Source organism: Erythrobacter longus, from assembly GCF_000715015.1.
Lineage (GTDB): Bacteria > Pseudomonadota > Alphaproteobacteria > Sphingomonadales > Sphingomonadaceae > Erythrobacter > Erythrobacter longus.
This window is the reverse complement of sequence record NZ_JMIW01000001.1, coordinates 1,070,081-1,087,565: the sequence shown is the minus strand read 5'-3', so window position 1 is coordinate 1,087,565 and position 17,485 is coordinate 1,070,081. Positions and strand designations below refer to the sequence as shown.

The window sequence follows — 17,485 nt, the reverse complement described above, 5'->3', positions numbered from 1 at the left end:
GAGCGAAGAAATCTGCGGCTGCAATGCGGGCCGAGTTGGATGATACTGACGCCAGTTTGTAGGCAGTACCACTGCACCGGGCTGGAAGGGAGAGGGATAATGGCGACAGCGCAACCAGGCGGGGAAGGCCGTAAGCCTGCAATGAATGCCGGCCAGATCTGGAACATGAGCTTCGGCTTTTTGGGGATCCAGATCGGCTTTGACCTGCAAAACGGCAATGTCAGCCGGATATTCCAGACGCTTGGCGCCGAAGTGAGCGAGCTGGCGATCCTGTGGATTGCAGCGCCCATGACCGGCCTCTTGATCCAGCCGATTGTTGGCCACCTTTCCGATAACACTTGGGCCAAATTTGCGGGCAATTTTGGCCGACGCCGTCCTTACTTCCTGATCGGTGCAATCCTTGCGAGCCTCGCGCTTTTCATCATGCCCAATTCGCCCACGCTCTGGATGGCCGCTGGAATGTTGTGGATCATGGATGCGTCCCTGAACATCACGATGGAGCCGTTCCGCGCCTTTATCGGCGACAATTTGCCCGATAGGCAGCGGACCAAGGGCTATGCGATGCAGAGCTTTTTCATCGGTGTGGGGGCGGTGATCGCTGGGGCGCTGCCGTGGATTATGACCAATTGGATGGGGCTATCCAACGTCGCGCCCGAAGGCGAGATTCCCGAAACGGTGCAATGGGCATTCTACATTGGCGGCGCGGCCTTGTTTGCTGCGGTCGCATGGACGGTGTTCAAGACGAAAGAGTATTCACCCGACGAGCTTGCCGGGTTCGAGGCGGCGCGCAACGAAGCGCTAGGCATTTCCAGTAGCGACGGCGACACAGTTCAGCGTGCCGCGTCACAATTCAACACCGGCGGCCTTATCTGGCTTGCCGCAGGATTGATTTTTGCAGGGTTAGTCTTTGCCGGCAGGGGCGATACGCGGCTCGAATGGCTTGGCGAGATTGAGGTTGCGCAAGAGCTCTATGTGCTTGCCGGCCTTATCGCTACGTTTGGCGTTCTCCAACTGGTCGCTGGCATGATGCGTACAGGCGGCAAGGACCAGAACGGCTTTATGGAAGTCGTGAACGATCTGTTCGCCATGCCCAAAACCATGCGCCAGCTTGCCGTTGTGCAATTCTTTAGCTGGTTTGCCATGTTCTCCATGTGGATTTACGGGACGCCTGCGGTGGCTGAATTCCATTTCATGTCGCCCGCCCCCGCCACGCAAGGCTATCAAGACGCAGCCGACTGGTGGAGCCTTTTGGGCTCGGTTCGCAATGGCGTTGCAGCTGCCGCCGCGCTTGGTTTTATCATCATTGCTGCGAAGATGAACCGCACTCACCTTCACGCGGCCAATTTGGCAATTGGCGCGGCGGGTTTTGCCAGCATGTTGATGATCCGCGACCCTGACCTTCTGTGGCTTCCGATGGTGGCGGTGGGCATCGCCTGGGCATCGATCGTTTCGCTTCCCTACGCCATTTTGGCGGGCTCTGTTCCATCGAAGAAAATGGGCATTTACATGGGGATATTCAACATCTTCATTGTGGTTCCCCAGCTCATCGCAGCGACCCTTCTGGGCTTCTTGCTCACCACATTCTTCGACGGCGAACCGATCTATGCGATGGCCATTTCGGCGGTGTCTTTCGCGCTCGCAGCGATTGCGACGTTCTTTGTGACTGACGGGACAAGCGCTGCGGCGAACGAGCGCAAAGGATCATCGGCACCGGCATGAAGACTATGAGAACTCTCGCCTGCGCAGTTGTAGCAATTGCCCTTGCGAGCTGCGATGCGGCGACGACAACCTCTTATGAGCCAAGCGATATCGTACAGGTCCAATCCGCCGATTGGGTCGCAGATGCGGTGATCTATCAGATGAACACGCGCCAGTTCACGAGCGAGGGGACATTCAGAGCGGCGAAAGAGCAATTGCCGCGCCTTGCCGAGATGGGCGTCGATATCATCTGGCTTATGCCGATCCACCCAATTGGCGAGGAAAAACGCAAAGGAAGCATGGGCAGCCCCTATGCCGTCAAAGACTACCGCGCGGTCAATCCGGACCTTGGCACCGAAGAAGAGTTCCGCGCCTTTGTTGATGCAGCGCATGAGGTTGGTCTTAAGGTGATTCTCGATTGGGTGGCGAACCATTCGGCGTGGGACAATCCGCTGACGGCCGAGCACCCCGATTGGTATTCTCGAACCCCCGAAGGTGACATGATGCCACCCGAAGGCACCGATTGGTCCGACGTGGTCGACTTCGATTATTCGAATGCGGATTTGCGCGAATATATGACCGGCAGCCTTACCTATTGGGTGCGCGAGTTTGATGTCGACGGATACCGCGCTGATGTTGCTGGATTTGTTCCGCTGGACTTCTGGGAGAAGGCGCGCGGCGAACTCGATACGATCAAGCCGGTCTTCATGCTTGCCGAATGGGAACAGCGCGATCTGCACATCAAAGCCTTTGATGCGACCTACGGCTGGGGCTGGAAAGAGGCGATGCAGGAACTCGTCAATGATGGCAGTGGTGCAGGCGCCATGCGCGGGTATTATTTGGGGCAAAAGACGACTTGGCCACATGCGGCGTTGCGCATGGTTTACACCGACAATCACGATCAAAACTCATGGGATGGTGTGGCCTCTGAGATATACGGTCCAGCCTATGAGGCGGCGATTGCGCTGAGCTTTTTAGGACCAGGAATTCCGCTCATCTACAATGGCCAAGAGGCCGATCTGGACCGCCAGCTTGCGTTCTTTGAAAAGGATGAGATCAAGTGGAAGGAAGGGCAATATGCACCTTTGTTCAAGCGCCTGATCGACCTCAAGACCAAAGAGCCAGCGCTGTGGAATGGTCGCCACGGTGCGCCTTTCGTCGAAGTGCCCAATTCAGCGCAGACCGATATCTTGAGCTTTGTGAGGGGCGATGGCGAGGAGCGTGTCTTCGCGGTCTTCAACCTGTCAGCGCGGCCGCAAGATGTGAACTTTAAGCTGGCCCGGCATCACGGCGAATTCACAGATGTGATAAGCGGCGATGCGGCAACTTTTGATGCGCAAAGCACGCTGTCACTGGGCCCATGGGACTATCGCATCTACACCGCTAACTAGGGCTGTTCGATAACGAGCGTTTCGCCCGCAGCTGCATTGGGGCGGATCGTCTCCGCGCCGTTAGGCCAGATGATCCGCAACGCCCCGGTTGTATTGGGACCAAGTCCGAAAATCTGATCGGTCGAATTGTGTGAGGTAAAGTTGCTGTTCACCGCGACCATTCGGGTCTGCCTTGTGTCAGCCACGGTCATCTCAATGATCGCTCCCACAGCAAAAGTGTTTGGCGCCTTGCCGCGAAGGCGAACCTTCACCGTATTGGCGCTGGCAAGCTGGTTTTCCCAGAAATAGGCCGCATTGCTGGCCTCAGCTGTCAGCAAGAGCACGTCCACATCGCCATCGTTGTCAAAGTCGTCGCAAATCACGCCGCGGCCCTGATCGGTCTCAGCAATGGAAGAAGCATCGGCAGCATCTGCGAAGGTCCCATCGCCTGCATTCATCCAAAGGCGCGTTACATCGTTGACGTAGTTGGAGGCCGACGGGTCCTTGCCCGCTTCCCAGCCATTGGTCTGATAGATGTCGAGCCATCCGTCCGCGTTAAAATCGGCAAAGCACGATCCCCAGCCCCAACCGCCCGGCTCTACGCCCGAGGCCGAATTGCGGGTGAAATTGCCGCCGCCATTGTTCTCGAACAAGCGATTGCCGTTGATCGATGAGACGAACCAGTCGAAATCGCCGTCATTGTCATAATCGCCGATGGCCGCGCCCATACCGTTTTCATCGTCTGGGGTGAATTGTGCAGCGCTAAAGGTTCCATTGCCATTGTTGATGAGCACTTTGGACCCGCGAAAATCGGAAACCATCAAAATGTCGAGATCGCGGTCACCGTCGATATCGGCAAAGCCGGGGGCAAAGGTGTAATCGAAATTGGGGCCCAGAACGCCCTGGGGAAGGTCGAAAGCGAGAAGGGCCGAGATGCCGCTGGTGTTGCTAACAGGGGCAAAGGACATGGCGCTCGGCGTACTGTCATTGCGCCAAAGCGTTTCGGTCTCGCCCGGTATATCCGGATTTCGCGGGGTTCCCCAATGCGCCATCAGCACATCAAGGTCGCCATCTGCATCATAATCGCCCAGCGCGATGGAGATGGTGTGGTCAGAGCGGGCAAGGTCAAAGCCGGACCCCGCGCTCACATCGCCGAACTTGCCGGTGCCGTCATTGGCAAACAGCTTGATCGGACCGCCTTCAAGGCCGCCCATGATAAGGTCAAGATCGCCATCGCCGTCAAGATCGCCAAAGGTCGGGCCAGAATGGCGGCCATTGGTTGTGCCTCGCGTGAAGGCAACGCCAGCACTCGCCGCGCTTTCCACAAAGCTCCCGCCCTGATTGATGAAGAGAAGGTTTGGCCCGCTGTCACCGCGCGCCACAAACACATCAAGATCACCGTCATTGTCGATGTCGCCCGATGCCGCGCCGCCTGCAAACTGGGCGACCATTGGGTTGAGGCCGGGACCAAATCCGAAGCCGAAGGAAAACCCGAAAGCGTCGGCGCGATTGACGAAACTTGTGGCCTCACCTGCGGGCAGTGTCGCGCTTGCCGGGGACCCGGTCCCTGTTGGCGGAGGTGTGGTTGCTGTTCCTGTGCCGGGCGTGCTGCTTGAGCCGGAGCTTCCGCCTCCGCCGCCGCAAGCAGACAGAGCCGCCGCAAGAGCAGCTGTGGCCAGTAAACGAAGCTTGGTCTTGTATGTCATCCCGATCCTCTCCCCAAGGATATGCAAAAAATTGCATAAAAATTGCTTGGACAAAAGCCGAAAATTCGAGATAATCGCATTTCATCGTCGGGAATTTGCAGGTTTTTGCATAAATTTGCGCCGCAGAATGAAAATGCCTTGCAGTGGGAGAGTTTGATGCCGGGCCTTTGGATGAAATGTGTTGCCGCTTTGACGGTAACCTTTGCGATTGCGTCACCTGCTCAGGCAGAGGAGATTTCCGCAAGCTCACCCGATGGCAACATCGTTCTGACCGTTTCGGACGAAGGCGGGCACGCCAGCTATTCGGTCAGCTATGACGGCAAAGAGGCTGTGAGCACATCGCGCCTTGGCATGCTCTTTCGCGACCATCACGGGTTTGAGGATGGCCTGTCCATCGCGGGCTCTGCCACCGCGAGCCACGATGCGACGTGGGAGCAACCTTGGGGCGAGCGCCGCACGGTGCGCGATAGCCACGAAGAGCTTTCTGTCACCTTTGCCGCTGAAGAGGGGCCTGCGCGCCAGATCACAGTGCGCTTCCGCGTGTTCGATACAGGTGTTGGCTTTCGATATGAGCTTGCCGATCAAGACGCCTTCCAAGGCCCCATTGCGATCACCGACGAGCTGACCCAGTTTTCAATTGGCGACAAGGCGGACGCATGGTGGACGCCAAGCCGCCAGTTCAACCGCTACGAATACATCTATCGCACGGGCAAAGCCGGCGTGGTCGATGATGCGCACACGCCTGTGACATTCCGCAAGGAAAACGGCGTGCATGTCAGCATCCACGAAGCCGCGCTGGTGGACTATTCTGCTATGTCGCTATTAGCGCTGCGTCCGGGCTCGTTCGAGGCGGCTCTACGCCCCGGTTCTGACGGGGTGAAGGTGCACACCGTTGCGCCCTTCAAAAGCCCATGGCGCACCATTCAAATCGCGCCTGATGCAGTAGGCCTGATCAACTCCGACATTATCCTCAACCTCAATGAACCCAACAAGCTGGGCGATGTGTCATGGGTGGAGCCGGGCAAATATGTCGGCGTTTGGTGGGAAATGCACATTCGCGACCGCACGTGGGGATTCAATGGGGGCAATGACGGCCTCCACGGCGCGAACAACGCCGATGTTATCCGCCATATCGACTTTGCCGCAAAGCATGGCTTCAAAGGTGTTCTTGTCGAGGGCTGGAACATTGGCTGGGACGGCGACTGGTTCAACAATGGCGCATTGTTCAGCTTCACCGAAACCTACCCCGATTTCGATCTGCCGATGCTGAGCGAACACGCTGCCGAGCGCGGGGTTCGCCTGATCGGCCACCACGAGACAAGCGGCAATGTCGCCAATTACGAGGCGCAAATGTCTGACGCCTTCGCGCTTTATCAGGCGAACGGCATTCGCGAGGTGAAAACCGGATACGTCGCGGATGCTGGCGATATTGTTCGCTATGACGACAACGGCGTGAAGCAGTACGAATGGCACGACAGCCAGTTTATGGTTGGCCACCATTTGCGCGTGGTCGAAGAGGCGGCAAAGCACCGCATTTCGATCAATGCGCATGAGCCGGTGAAGGACACAGGGCTGCGTCGCACCTATCCCAATTGGATGACCCGCGAAGGCGCGCGGGGCATGGAGTTCAACGCATGGGGCACGCCGCCCAACCCGCCAGAGCATATCTCTATCCTCGCTTTCACGCGGATGCTTTCTGGGCCGATGGATTTCACTCCCGGCATCTTTGACCTTCGCCCCAATGAGAAGCCTCCCTTGCGCGAAGATATGCAGCGAGGTGATCCCTCAAACCGTCCGCAAACAACGCTTGCCAAGCAATTGGCACTTTATGTTGTGCTCTATTCCCCGCTGCAAATGGCGGCTGATTTGCCCGAGAATTACGAAGCGCGCATGGACGCCTTCCAGTTCATCAAGGACGTCGAGGCCGATTGGGAAGAAAGCGTCGCTGTCGCGGGCAAAGTGGGCGAATATGTCGCAATCGCGCGTAAGGGGCGCGCAGGAGGCGAGTGGTTCCTTGGCGCTGTAACGGACGAGGAAGAGCGCGTGATCGAGATCCCGCTTACCTTTTTGGAAACGGGCAAAAGCTACACCGCGCAAGTTTACCGCGACGGACCGCATGCGCATTGGGACACCAACCCATACGACATTGTAATCGAAGAAACCGATGTAAAAGGCGGGGGTGTGGTCGTTGCCAAGCTGGCCCCATCGGGCGGGATCGCGGTTCGCTTTATCGCAAAGAATTAAGCGGGCTGTTGAGGTCTGCTTGGCCAGACCTCACCACAGCCAGACGTAAAGTCCGACCAGCATTGCCACTGTCATTGCAGCCAGCGTGTTGAACAAAGTGCTTGTTGCAAAGGCGATGTCGGAAAGCTTCACGGTGCGCTCTTCATCAGGCGCGGCAGTGGCTCGTGATACCACAGCTGCGGCAACCAAAGCGCCCAGGAAGACGAACCAGATGCGGATGATGAAAGGCACATCCGGCATGCCGAACTTCAGCGCGATGTTGACCACAAGCGATCCGATCAGCGCAGTAAAGGCGCCCATAGCGTTGGCTTTCTTGTCAAAGAAGCCAAGCAGGAAGACGACCACGATGCCCGGCGCAATAAAGCCGGTATATTCCTGAACCGTCTGGAACCCGCTTTCAAACCCGCCGATAAATGGGCGGGCAAGGACGAGGGCGACTGCCATCGCGCTAAACGCTGCGATCCGGCCGACTGTCACATAGTGGTGATCCCCCTGGTCAGGGCGCGCCGCTTTGTAAATGTCCATGGTGAAGATCGTTGAGATCGAGTTCATCATCGAGGCAAGCGATGACACCACCGCTGCGATAAGGGCCGCAAAGACAAGCCCGCGAAGACCCGCCGGTGCAAAGGCCATCAACTCGCCGTACGTGCGGTCCGATTTTTCCGCCAGCGCCGCTCCATCGAGTACGCCTTGCTGTGCCAAAATCACCGCCGCAATGCCGGGCACCACAACGATGAACGGCACAAGGATCTTGAGGAAAGCGGCAAAGGCGAGGCCCTTTTGCGCTTCGCCAAGGTTCTCTGCGCCAAGGGCACGTTGAATGATGTATTGGTTGAAGCCCCAATAGCTGAAATGCAGCACCCAAAGCCCGCCCAGAAGCGTCCAGATACCCGGCAGATCGTTATAGGCAGGGTGGTCTGGTTCAAGGATCATCTCGAAATGACCCGGCATCTCACCCATGAGATAACCAAAGCCTGCAATGGCACCGTCCGCTGGTAGCGCGTCCAAGGCGAACCACGTGATCGCAAGACCGCCAAGCACAAGTATGACCACTTGGATGATATCGGTGAGAGCAACTGCCTTAAGCCCGCCATAAAGCGAATAGAGCGCGGCAAACCCGGCAAGCGACATCATGCAATACATGATGCCCCAGCCCGTAAGTGACTGCACCGCAAGCCCACCAAGCCACAGGACGGTAGTAAGGTTCACAGCGGTGTAAAGCGCGACCCAGAAGACGCTCATCAGGTTCTTCACCCCGTCGCCATACCGTTGTTCAAGGAACTGGGGCATGGTGTAGATCTTGCGCTTCAAAAAGATCGGCAGGAAGTATTTGGCAACGATGATAAGGACAATCGCGGCCTGCCATTCATATGCTGCGATCGCGACGCCAACGGCAAAACCCTGACCCGATTGGCCGATGATTTGTTCAGCAGATATGTTGGAAGCGATGAGCGAAGCCCCAATTGCCCACCAAGGGAGCGCGCGGCCAGCCAGGAAATAATCCTCGGTGTTCTTATCGTGGCCCGCAGGCTCGCGGCTCACAAACAATGCGATGCCGAGCAATGCAATCGCATAGCCCACAATAATTACGATATCGATTGTCTCCAGCGTCACCCGCGCTCTCCCCGTTTTATTTTTTCTGCAATGCTCAAAGCTTTGGAAAAAACCTTAGAACGAACACTGTGTCCCCTCAGCATCTTCCATTGCAATTGAGGCGATTTGAATTTTGAAAGGTGCCTCAGAACGAATTGTAAGGGCATTGCTTAGCCCGGCAAGACATTCTTCGGTGAGCAACATTTCACGCCAGCCTTTGCCTTCTGCAACCGACAGGTTTTGCGTGATGTCGAGCGTGCTTCCCCCGCTTGACAGAACAACTGGTCCGGCAGGGCGCTGTGCTACCTGATATTCGATCCGGTAGGCGTTGCCCCCTTGCGGCCCGCTGAAATCGAGAGCGGTGCCGGGGCCAAAGGCGATTGCGCGTGCGTCTTCCTGCGCATTGCGATCAAGCCCGCGAACGACAACGCCGCCCGCGCTGCCGCGAAAGTCGGGAAGCTCGTTGCCTTTGGACAAAACCTTGACCCGTTCGGTCAATCGCCCAGCCGCAAACCATTGCGAACTGCCGCCAGCGGTCAGGACAGCGCAGGTTTCATCAAGGTAGGCAATCTCGCTCGCCGCGCCGTAATCAAGGCCGAACCCGAACGGGAACAGCGATCCTTGCGGGCCATTTACCGGATTGCCGTCGCACGCCATGGGCCAGCTAAACGAAAGCCGTCCAGTAGGGGCACGGCTGCCGAAAAGGACATCGGCCACTCCTGCGCCTTCGCTGCCCGGAAGCCATGCTGCGACAAAAGCGTCAGCGGCGTTGATTTCGCGGTTCATCCACATAGGGCGACCCGAAAGGAAAACAGCGACCGTCTTGATGCCTTGCTCGCGATAAGCGCGCAGAAGCTTCAGCCCCTCTTCATCGCGGAAGACCATGTCTTTGCGGTCACCGACAAATTCGGCGTAAGGCTTTTCGCCAAAAACCACGATTGCAACATCGGCTGCGCCTGCAGTGGGCACGCCGCCCTCAGCCAAGAGGGTCGCATTGCCGCCAGAGGCTTTGGCCGCCTCTGAAATGCCGGCGAAGATGGATGTTGCGCCGGGGAAGTGTTCCGCCGTCAGCTCTCCGCCGCCCTGCCAGGTGACAGACCAACCGCCTGCTTGTTGCGGAATGTTATCAGCAGCGGTGCCAGCAACCACGATGTTGGCCCCTTCCTTGAGCGGAAGAACGCCCGAATTCTTGAGCAGCACCAGCGATTTTGCCACCGCCTCACGCGCTACGCTGCGGTGCGCGTCCGAGCCCAGCAAATCCCATTTTCCGGCATTGGCGCGTTCAGACGGGCGCACTTCGGTCGAGAACATGCCAAGCTGGTCTTTCATCCGAAGAACCCGCAAAACCGCCTCATCGAGCCGCTCCATCGGAATGGTGCCGTCTTTCACTTGCGCAATGAGCGTTTCGTAGAGGCCCTTCCAGTCCTCTGGAACCATATAGACATCAAGCCCGGCAAGCAGGGCCTGCGGGCAATCGGTGTTGGTGCACCCTTTGACTTGGCCGTGGCCATTCCAGTCGCCGACAACGAGGCCTTCAAAACCAAGGTTGCCCCGCAATTCATCGTTCAAGAGCGGGCCATTGCCGTGCATTTTGCTGCCGTTGATCGAGTTAAAGCTGGCCATAACGCTGGCGACGCCCGCCTCGATCGCAGCGGGATAGGGTGCTGCGTGGATAGCCATCAGTTCAGCCAGATCGCCGTTTACATCACCCTGATCGACGCCTTGTTCGGTGCCGCCATCGCCAAAGAAGTGCTTGGCAGTTGCTGCCACGCGTCCTTCGCCAAGGAAATCGGGATCGCCGGGTCGTCCTTGAAGCCCTTCGATCATGGCAGCGCCCATCGCCGAGACCAGAGCGGGGTCTTCGGAATAACTCTCGTATGTGCGGCCCCAGCGATCATCGCGGGCAACCGCGACGGTCGGCGCAAAGGTCCACTCGATGCCGGTGGCTTCGATCTCGATTGCAGTGGCGTGGCCGATGCGGCGGATAAGATCGGTATCGCCGGTTGCACCAAGGCCGATGTTGTGCGGGAAGACGGTCGCGCCAATGATATTGGCATGCCCGTGCACCGCGTCCGTCCCCCAAAGCACAGGGATAATCGGCTCGCCATCAGGCAAAGGTTGCACCGAGGCGTCCCAATATGCATCCGCCAGTTCCAACCATTCGGGCGCAGGCGCCAGATCATTGTTGTTTGGCCCTGAATTGCCACCGTTCAGCACGGTACCAAACCGATATTTCGCCACATCTTCAGGCGTGATCGAACCGATATCGGGCATGATAAGTTGAGCGACCTTGCGCTCCAAGCTCATGCGCGAGACGAGATCCGCGATCCGCGCTTCTCCGGTCAAGGGAGCCTCTACCGATGATGCCGAAACCACAGGGCGGGTATCGCCGGAAACATTCGCCGAACAGGCCGTCAGCATTGTGCCACAAGCAAGCGCAGCAAGCGGCGATAGTGCGAAGCGTTTCATCGTCCTGTTTCTCTCATCTTACATCAAGAAGGGTGGGCAGTGCTTCCCGGGGCTCGCGCTCCGGAAACCGGGGCTTCAAAGCGAATATGAAATGCCTTGAAGTGTGGCCGGATCATTGGCTTGATCCCTGCCTTTCGGCTTCGATCAGGCTCGTGGGGCGATAGACCCTGACATAATCCACTTCCATTCGCGCCGGGAACGCATCGGGATCAATACCTTTCTGCCCGCCCCAGGTGCCTCCTACAGCGATGTTCAGGAGAAGGTGTTGAGGTTTGTCGAAAGGCCAGCGCGTCTGTTTGTCGCTCTCTTTGCGGAAAAGGAACTTGGGCGCATCATCGACTGCAAACATCAGCAATTGAGGCGCCCATAACAGTTGGTATTTGTGCATGGCATCGCACGCGGTGGGCACTTCATGCTGGCTCGTCTTTTGCGTGCCGCGAAAGAAGTTGAAGGCGGTGGTGTGAATGGAATGATGGATTACACCCGGCTCGAAACCGACGTGTTCCATAATATCAATTTCGCCGCCCGCGGGCCAAACCACATCGGGGTCTGATGGTAGAGTCCAGATCGCAGGCCATGTTCCCGTGCCACACGGCAGTTTAGCGCGAATTTCAAAAAAGCCATAGGTCCAGTCGCCCAAACCTTGGGTAATGAGGCGCGCCGAACTGTATTCCTGTCCGCCCCAATCAGCGAAACCGGCAGGTGCCAGATCTTCTTTATGCGCCTCTATAACAAGGTTGCCATTCTCGACACGCGAGTTTTCGAGACGCCCGGCTGCATAGTACTGTTTTTCGTTGTTGTACCAGCCCTGCTCGTTGCGATGGGTGTCGTATTTCCATTTTGTTGGATCGGGCAGTCCTGGCTGATCAAACTCGTCGGACCAGACAGGTTCGAAGCCTGCAGGCACCTTGGTTTCGGCGCTCGTTGACGGCGTTTGTTCCGCAGAAGATTGAGAAGCCTCTGTTGCTGCGGATGTCGGGCTGCTTTCCAGGGCCGCGACGCCTGCCACGCTTGCCATGCCCGCCATAAGGCAGGTAAGCCCCATACCGGCAGCCAAGCTCGTGAAAACGATGCGTCTCATCTGTCCAATCCCATCTTGTCAATCGAGGCGGGAGGCGCGCCATATTTGGCTCCGCCTCCCGGCGATTGTATGACCGCTTTAGAACCTTGCGCGGATGCGCGCGCCATAGGTCCGTGGGCGGATGAAGAAGCGGGTGTTATCAAACTGCGTGATGATAATGGCCGCTTCTTCCTGCGAGTTGGTGACATTGTTGCCATAAATTTCAAGGCGATACTTGCCTTCGTCATCAATGGTCCAGCCTGCGCCAATGTCCAAGGTGAAGTACCCGTCGATCTGGTCAAGCAGACGTCCGCCAGTCACCGGAGTACCATTGTTGTTCGCATCGAACTCAAGGCTGTTGAAGATCGTGTGGAATTGTGAAGAACGATAGCCAAGCGACGCCACCCAATCGAGCTGGCCAGTAGGCAGGTCGATAGCTTGGCTGAGCTTGCCGTTTAGTTGCCAGCGCGGCGTGCGTGGCAAACGGTTTCCGGCGATCGGACGGAAAACCGCGTTTCCAGAATCGACATCCGGCTGGAAGCGGAAATCAGGAATATCTTCGGCATCCTTGATCGAGGCTTCGAGCCAGAGCGCGGTGAAGTCAAAGTTGATATCTCCGGGAAGCTCTAGGCCGCCTTCGATCTGAGCACCGTAAATTTCCGAGTCCGCCGCGTTAAAGCTGAAAGAGACGACAAGATCGGTGTTTGTGCCGGGCGGGATAGGGATATCCTGTCCCAGAACCCCAACAGCGGTTTCAATCGCGGTCGCAACACTCAGCAGACCGGTAAAGACCTGATCTGTGTAGTCATTGTAGAAGAATGACCCGTTCAGATAAGCTCTGCGTCCACCAATATCGAATTCGTTCTTTGATCCAATCTCGTAAAGAACAACGCGTTCAGTTCCGTAGGTCGGTGCAACACCATTATCGCCAAGGTTGTCGTTGAAACCGCCGGATTTGTGGCCATTGGCAACAAGCGCATAGAGCAGGTTGTCAGGGGTCACATCATATTCACCACGCAGACGCCAGTCGACAAAGTCGTCTTGGAATTCGCCATCTTGTTGGAAGATCTGGCCACCGAAAGGCACAGCGAAGGTGAACTGATTGTTGAAGAAGGGATCGCCATTGGTGAAACCTTCACAGAACAGAGTGTCGAAGCTTACCGTGTCGAGACACTCAGCAGCGCCTTCGCGAGGGAACACATCACCGGGCAATGGCCCAAAGTTCAGGATATCATCAAGGTTATCGCGTGCACCAAATTGAGCGATACCATCTGCATGGAATTCAAAGACTTAGGCTTCTGAAATCGTGCCATCGCCATCGCTATCCGGGTTGATGATAATACGATCAAACGCCGCAAATTCAAAACCTTCTGTACCTACGCGAACGCCAAGACAACACTCGAAGCTGCCGCCGCCAAGAGCAAGGCCATAGCGTGCTGCAACGCCGGTACGTTCCTTCTTGTCGTCTGTGTAGCGAATACCACCGGTGATCCGGAACTGGTCGGAAATCTCATAGGTGGCATCTGCATAGATACCGTATGAATCGGTGTCGGTCTGGGTGTTGAATTCGATACCTTGGAAGAATGGACCACGATCCCCGGTGTTCCCAAGGAAGGAGCGCTGCTCTTCGTTGATATAGAGGCCGCCAATGCTCCAGATGAAAGGTCCTTCCGAATTGAAGATACGCAGCTCATGGAAATGCGAACGCGAATCCGAGATGATCCGGAAGCGGGAGAAGTCGTCGAGGTTTTCTGCAAGGATGATAGGATCATTGATCACATCACCCACTTCCGGAGTGAACGGGTTGTCCCGCTCCGAAAGGCGATCGAGGACACCAGGAAAATTAGGCGTGATAGGAGTCGTCGCCTCGTAGTCATAAACCGCATCGCGGTAGCTGCCGGTATACTCTACATTGAAGCCGTCACCTTCATACTCGATCGTGGTCCGGATGCCCCAGTGATCAGTGTTCAGATCAGGCGTGATGCCGCGTGCAATGACTTCGCGCGGGTCAATCGAGTCAAATTGGTCCTGGGTGATATTGCCATCTTCCAGCGCACCAAGAGGCAGCGCGAAGTTGGTGCCCGTGTAACCGGTCCCGTTCTCGGCAATATAATCGCCCGCGACCAGGATGGTCAGGCGATCCGTTGGCTCCCAAAGCAGTTGCGCGCGACCGGAAAGATTGTCTTGCGCCTCGGCTACGTCGATTCCCTGAACCGGGCCGACATTGTCATAATATGAATCGTTTTCCTGATACAGACCAGAGAAGCGAACAGCGACCGTGTCTGACAGCGGAATGTTCAGGACGCCGCGGAGCGAGCGATGGTCAAAATTGCCGTATTCTGCCTCAATCATTCCATCGAAACCACCAAGTCCAGGACGGAAGGTGATTGCGTTGATCGAGCCGGCGGTCGCGTTACGTCCACGAAGCGTCCCTTGAGGGCCAACATTGACCTCAACACGCTGAATATCGTGGAACGCAGAACCAATGCCCGAAGGGCGAGGGATGTTCACACCATCAAAGTGGAATGCGGCGGCCGGATCGCCCAATTCTGTGTTGTTGGATGAACCAATACCACGAATGTAAACTTCGACATTGCCCTGGTTGTTGGCAATCGAGAGGCCTGGGACCTGGTTTTGCAGATCGGTCACGTTCTGCACGCCAAGAGCTTTCAGGTCGTCACCAGTGATGGCAAAAGCGGTCCCGGCAAAATCCTGCAAGGTTTGCTCTCGGCGATCAGCGGTCACGATGATGACATTGGTATCATCGGCTGGCTCAACAGTTTGCTGTTCTTGATCTGCACTTTGGTCCTGCGCCATGGCCGGCGTGGATAGTGCGATAGCGGATGCCCCAAACGCAAGGGCGGCGGTAAAACGACGCATTTATGTACCCTCCAAATCCCAGAATCGCTCTCTTCCGGAACGATACCCATCTTTGGCTAACCCGATTTGTGACCGGTCACAGTGACCCTTGAATTGTGTTGAAAAATACGGTCTTATACTTGCGGGATCAAAGGATGGTTAGACGTGGGAACCAAGCAACCCGTTACAATCAGGGATGTTGCGGCAGATGTTGGCGTTTCGCGCCAAACGGTTTCGCGCGTCCTGAATAAAGGGCCCAATGTGAAGCCCGCTGTGCGTGCGCGGGTCGAGGAATCGATGGAGCGGTTGGGCTATGTTCCCAATATCTCCGCACGCCGTATGCGAGGCTCGCGCTCTTATCTTATCCTTGCGATTAATGATCGCCAGCGTACCTATGAAAACTGGCGTGCAGGTCGTGGCAATGACTGGGTTGACCAGATGCTTTTCGGGGGGATGACCGAGTGCGAACGGCAAGGCTATCACCTTGTGTTCGAGCTGATCGACACCCAGCCGGAAAAAGCGCAAGGGCAGCTTTCCAAAGTCATTTCCGAGCTGCGCCCTGATGGTGTGATCCTCACACCTCCCCACAGTGACAATGCGACACTGACCGATCTGCTTGAGGAATTTGGCATCGCATGTGCGCGCATTGGCCGGCGTGACGGGGGCGCTTTTGTCGATGTGTGTATGGATGAAGCGGGCGCAGGCTTTGAGGCAGCGCGCCATTTGGCCGATCTGGATCACACCCGGATCGCTTATCTGGCGGGGTCTCCCTATTACGGGAACTCGTTGATGCGGGTCGACGGGTATCGTGATCTGCTTTGCGAGCGTGGCCTTCCTTACAAAGAAGACTGGATCGGCAAAGGCGAGTTTAATTTCGACACCGCGATCCCTGTAGTTCAAGCGTGGCTGGAACAAGAAGAGCGACCCACAGCGATTATCGCGGATAATGACCAGATGGCATTTGCGGTCCTCCATGTCGCAGACCGCCTCGGGATCGGCGTTCCGCAAGACCTCTCTTTGGTGAGCCTTGAAGACACCCCCGGTGTCCGCCTGAGCGTCCCCCCGATGACGGCCATACGGCAACCCACAGCGGCGATGATCGCGAAGGCGTGCAGCGGCCTTATCTCGGAAAGTTCCGGTTCGGCGGCTGGTGGCCGATATGAGCTGCCGTTCGAGCTTATCCGGCGTGAGAGCACAGCTCGCCTCAAGTAGGCGAGCGAGCCCCGCCATGATGTTCCCCCGCTCAGCATTCTGGAGCTACGGGCTTGCGTTTCTGGGAGCACACCTTGCCTTTATGCCCTTGCTTGTGCTGCTTTTGCCAAGGCGGGGCGAGGCGCTTTTCCCTGACGATGCGGCGGTCTTACTGAGCCTTCTTCTGCTCACCGGAGGGGCGGTCGCCGGGCTTTCCCATATCGTTGCAGGCGCGTTGAGCGACCGATGGATGAGGCGGTACGGCAATCGAAGAGGGCTGATTGCAATCGGCGCAGGGCTGCTCTTTTTGTCCTATATCGGCTTTGCCCTTGCAAACAGCAAAGAGACGCTTTTCGCAGCGATTGTCTATTTCCAGATTGCTCTCAATTGCTGTTTTGCCCCCTTGGGCGTGCTGTTGGCTGACCATTTCCCGGATGAACTCAAGGGGCGTTTGAGCGGGCTCAGCAACGCCGCTTTACCAACCGCAACCCTTCTGGTTGCCCCGGTCGCCTGGTTGTTTCCCGAAGACGATTTTCGCGCCTTTATTCTGATCGGCATTGTTGCCGTTATGTGCATGATGCCTTTGCTGTTGTTCTGGAAACTGGGCGATGCAATCGGCAATGATGCGTCTGCAAGCAAGCAAGGCAGGGCTTTTACCCCAAGACTGAAAGTGGACTTTGCCCTTGCCTGGACATCGCGCTTGCTTGTGCAGACAGGCGCAGCTTTCGCCATTGGCTATATCTACCTCTACATAACGGAAGCGGGGATCGCCGAGGGAGCATGGCAAGATGCAGGGGCAAGCGAGATACTTGCCGCGCTAACCGCGCCTGCCGCAGGGCTTGCGATTGTTGCGACGCTTCTTGGCGGCGCGATTTCGGACCTTAAGGCGATGCGAAGGGTGCCCTTGTTCGTGTCTGCATGCGTGTTTGGGCTTGGCATGGCAATGCTGGCCATTTTGCCGCAACTGGGCTGGTTCTTTATCGCTTATGGCCTTTTGCAGATCGGCCTTTCCGCGTTTCTTTCCGTCGATACAGCTATGGTCGCCCAACTTGTCGGAGCCAGCTCAAGGCGCGGGCTGTGGCTTGGCGTGATGAACCTGTCGAACACTCTCCCATCCATTATCGCGCCCTCGATAGCGCTTGTCGCTTTGTCCGCCGAGGATGTGGCAAGCGCGCTTGCCCATTTGTTTGCGGGTTTCGCGATTGCGGCCTTCGTCTCGGGCTTTTTGATGCTCTTGATCCGAACGGTCCGATAACCAGCCCGAAAATGAGCTTGCCGCAGGGTCAACCTGCGTC

At 56.9% G+C, this 17,485-nt stretch carries 11 protein-coding genes; 5 read left to right on the top strand and 6 right to left on the bottom strand.

Going from position 1 to position 17,485, the window contains the following annotated elements; translation table 11 throughout:
* Positions 1 to 99: 99 nt before the first annotated feature.
* Positions 100 to 1,719 carry an MFS transporter gene (locus EH31_RS05165; protein ID WP_034958468.1) on the top strand — a complete coding sequence of 540 codons (1,620 nt, stop codon included), beginning with the start codon at positions 100 to 102 and terminating at the stop codon, positions 1,717 to 1,719.
* Positions 1,716 to 3,089 (top strand): alpha-amylase family glycosyl hydrolase, encoded by a 1,374-nt coding sequence (locus tag EH31_RS05160; protein ID WP_034958466.1) that lies wholly within the window; start codon positions 1,716 to 1,718, stop codon positions 3,087 to 3,089. The genes EH31_RS05165 and EH31_RS05160 overlap by 4 nt, the downstream gene beginning before the upstream one ends.
* Here the strand turns inward: EH31_RS05160 and EH31_RS05155 are convergent.
* Positions 3,086 to 4,774 carry a CRTAC1 family protein gene (locus tag EH31_RS05155; RefSeq protein WP_034958465.1) on the bottom strand — a complete coding sequence of 563 codons (1,689 nt, stop codon included), beginning with the start codon at positions 4,772 to 4,774 and terminating at the stop codon, positions 3,086 to 3,088. The two genes, EH31_RS05160 and EH31_RS05155, sit on opposite strands and share 4 nt — an antisense overlap.
* 156 nt (positions 4,775 to 4,930) lie before the next feature.
* On the opposite strand from EH31_RS05155, the gene EH31_RS05150 reads away from it, so the two are divergent.
* Positions 4,931 to 7,018: a glycoside hydrolase family 97 protein gene (locus EH31_RS05150; RefSeq protein WP_241765830.1), complete on the top strand. Its 2,088-nt coding sequence runs from the start codon at positions 4,931 to 4,933 to the stop codon at positions 7,016 to 7,018.
* Positions 7,019 to 7,048: 30 nt separating this feature from the next.
* Here EH31_RS05150 and EH31_RS05145 read toward each other — a convergent pair whose 3' ends face one another.
* From EH31_RS05145 to EH31_RS17510, 5 genes are all read right to left on the bottom strand, one after another.
* Positions 7,049 to 8,632, bottom strand: a complete 1,584-nt coding sequence (locus tag EH31_RS05145; RefSeq protein ID WP_034958464.1) for a sodium/sugar symporter — start codon at positions 8,630 to 8,632, stop codon at positions 7,049 to 7,051.
* A 54-nt stretch (positions 8,633 to 8,686) separates the two neighbouring features.
* Entirely contained in the window at positions 8,687 to 11,080 is a 2,394-nt protein-coding gene (locus EH31_RS05140; protein WP_034958462.1) for a glycoside hydrolase family 3 protein, read from the bottom strand.
* 112 nt (positions 11,081 to 11,192) lie between these two features.
* Entirely contained in the window at positions 11,193 to 12,107 is a 915-nt protein-coding gene (locus EH31_RS05135; RefSeq protein ID WP_051699003.1) for a glycoside hydrolase family 16 protein, read from the bottom strand.
* Positions 12,108 to 12,239: 132 nt separating this feature from the next.
* Entirely contained in the window at positions 12,240 to 13,340 is a 1,101-nt protein-coding gene (locus tag EH31_RS17515; protein ID WP_161782127.1) for a TonB-dependent receptor domain-containing protein, read from the bottom strand.
* A gap of 90 nt (positions 13,341 to 13,430) precedes the next feature.
* A complete protein-coding gene (locus EH31_RS17510) occupies positions 13,431 to 15,020 on the bottom strand; it encodes a TonB-dependent receptor (protein WP_152553458.1) in 1,590 nt (529 codons plus the stop codon).
* Between the two features lie 144 nt (positions 15,021 to 15,164).
* Between EH31_RS17510 and EH31_RS05125 the strand changes: the two genes are divergently transcribed.
* Complete coding sequence (locus EH31_RS05125; RefSeq protein ID WP_034958460.1) at positions 15,165 to 16,211, top strand: LacI family DNA-binding transcriptional regulator; 1,047 nt, start codon at positions 15,165 to 15,167, stop codon at positions 16,209 to 16,211.
* A gap of 16 nt (positions 16,212 to 16,227) precedes the next feature.
* Positions 16,228 to 17,445, top strand: a complete 1,218-nt coding sequence (locus EH31_RS05120) for an MFS transporter (RefSeq protein WP_051698946.1) — start codon at positions 16,228 to 16,230, stop codon at positions 17,443 to 17,445.
* Positions 17,446 to 17,485 lie beyond the last annotated feature (40 nt).

Excerpts from the sequence above, each read along its gene's own strand:
- EH31_RS05165 (WP_034958468.1), top strand. The coding sequence starts at position 100 with ATGGCGACAGCGCAACCAGGCGGGGAAGGCCGTAAGCCTGCAATGAAT.
- EH31_RS05160 (WP_034958466.1), top strand. The coding sequence starts at position 1,716 with ATGAAGACTATGAGAACTCTCGCCTGCGCAGTTGTAGCAATTGCCCTT.
- EH31_RS05155 (WP_034958465.1), bottom strand. The coding sequence starts at position 4,774 with ATGACATACAAGACCAAGCTTCGTTTACTGGCCACAGCTGCTCTTGCG.
- EH31_RS05150 (WP_241765830.1), top strand. The coding sequence starts at position 4,931 with ATGCCGGGCCTTTGGATGAAATGTGTTGCCGCTTTGACGGTAACCTTT.
- EH31_RS05140 (WP_034958462.1), bottom strand. The coding sequence starts at position 11,080 with ATGAAACGCTTCGCACTATCGCCGCTTGCTGCGCTTGCTTGTGGCACA.
- EH31_RS05135 (WP_051699003.1), bottom strand. The coding sequence starts at position 12,107 with ATGGCGGGCATGGCAAGCGTGGCAGGCGTCGCGGCCCTGGAAAGCAGC.
- EH31_RS17510 (WP_152553458.1), bottom strand. The coding sequence starts at position 15,020 with ATGCGTCGTTTTACCGCCGCCCTTGCGTTTGGGGCATCCGCTATCGCA.
- EH31_RS05120 (WP_051698946.1), top strand. The coding sequence starts at position 16,228 with ATGATGTTCCCCCGCTCAGCATTCTGGAGCTACGGGCTTGCGTTTCTG.